The 1,617-nt window shown below is 56.6% G+C and carries 2 protein-coding genes; one reads left to right on the forward strand and one right to left on the reverse strand.

Annotated features, from left to right (window positions below; genetic code table 11):
* Positions 1 to 129: 129 nt before the first annotated feature.
* Positions 130 to 432 (reverse strand): hypothetical protein, encoded by a 303-nt coding sequence (locus B5F40_RS15695; RefSeq protein ID WP_140396542.1) that lies wholly within the window; start codon positions 430 to 432, stop codon positions 130 to 132.
* Between the two features lie 923 nt (positions 433 to 1,355).
* Here B5F40_RS15695 and B5F40_RS16490 point away from each other — a divergent pair.
* Positions 1,356 to 1,617 (forward strand): hypothetical protein (locus B5F40_RS16490; RefSeq protein WP_204217466.1); only part of this gene is annotated, 262 nt, incomplete at its 3' end.

Below are 1,617 nucleotides of genomic sequence, written 5' to 3' on the forward strand. Positions count from 1 at the left end.
CGCCATGGCTCCAAGCCCGCCCCCCCCCCCCTTTTTTTTTGGCTCCTTTGCCGCTTTTGCCATTTTACGCTTATAGGCATATGCCGCTTCTTTTGCGGTCTCGCCAGGTCTTTTTAATCTGAGTGTGTATCATTTTGCGTTTTTGCCTTGCCATCGCGTTCTTTCGTTTTCGCTCCGTTTTGGCTCGGGTGGCATCTCGGCCACCGCTGCGATGCGCTGCTTTGGTGCTTCGCTCCGGTTGCGGTCCTGTGTATCGGTTCCGTTTCCATCGGCCTCGGCTTTCGACTTCCGCCGATCATGGCTCCATCCTGTCGCCCGGTTCTTCAAGAGCGCTCCGAGGCCTCTCATCGCGGTATCGCTGCGTGCTTCGTCTCTGACCTTGCGACTACGTTTCGCGTGCTGGGCGCTTGCGACCACGGCTTCGCGCTCCATGTCCCTTTTTTGATCGCGGCGCTTGCGACCGCGGCTTTCCGCGCCTTCGTGCCAGCCGCACCCCCCCCCTCCCGTCATTCTCTTCTCCTCGCGCGCTCCTCGACTTGCTTCCTGTGCATGTTTTTTCGCTTTTGGGAGCCAGCATGGGCCGTCTTTTGCATCGTGCCGGCATCGAAGAAAAGAAGCCCCAGGTAGCACGTAACCTCGCTTTCTCATGTTTTCGCAAAAACGAAGAATCTTGCAAAAATCCCTCCGTTTCGTGCTCGCAAGAGGGCATCTGGAGATGCATGGTGCGCCAAAGAGGCCGGTCTGAGCATTCGTCGCGCTTGACGGGCAAAGTTGACGCGTCCTTTCCGTGGGTTGGGAGAGCGGAATCCTGGAGACGCGGTTTCTATGCGGCCCGATCGCGAAAGCTATCCCTGCGCCTGCGGCAGTGTCTGCACGCGCTCTTTTTTCTGCCTGCCCCCCTCCCATGGTCGTTGCCCCTTGGTTGTTCGTTCTCTCCGATGCATGGTTCGCCCCCCGTCAAGCCTCCTCGTGCTAGTTGATCGCTGCGGGCGAGTCGGCCTCTCGGGGGGGGGGGCTTTGCTCCCTTCTTCTCGCGCCTCCTCGTGTTGGGTCGTCTCGGGCGAGAAGGTTTCTCGTGGATACCCCTTTGGTTGCGGTGCTCGGCCGACAATAAGCGCGATTCGGGGCCGGACGGCGAAAATATTAGTTGCAAGAAGCGGGTTGAGTTCGTTGTGCATCTCGCATGTCCGGCGGCACACCACTGCGCGACATTCGGCGTGCATGAGTTCTCGCTTTGTTTCACAGCTATGCAAAGGAACAGAATCAATTACAGAGATTATCCAATATCGGGCTTGCAGCCTCACAATAAAATGAATAAGTGCGTGTGCAAATTTTTGAGCATTTGAACAATTAACTTGTTCATTACGATTGGTTACCTCTGTGATTTCGTATTGCAGATGATCAAAAAAGATGATATAACTAGCCCATCGGCAAGTCTGGAAGGATTTGCCACAGCGGGCTTCGGGCTGCGGCACGTTCTCCCAGAAAAGCTGCATCATGTAGTGTGCCACCAAGAGGCGGCGCCGGAAGCGCTGCCGGAGAAAGGAGACTGTCATGGCGAAGATAGTCAACTCGTGGAACGACTGGGATCCGCTGAAGCGCGTGATCGTCGGCCGC

This window comes from Gordonibacter sp. An230, from assembly GCF_002159915.1.
Classification (GTDB): domain Bacteria; phylum Actinomycetota; class Coriobacteriia; order Coriobacteriales; family Eggerthellaceae; genus Rubneribacter.

What these genes read in the sequence shown, in the direction of transcription:
- B5F40_RS15695 (WP_140396542.1), bottom strand. Translation starts at nt 432, where the DNA reads ATGGAGCGCGAAGCCGTGGTCGCAAGCGCCCAGCACGCGAAACGTAGT.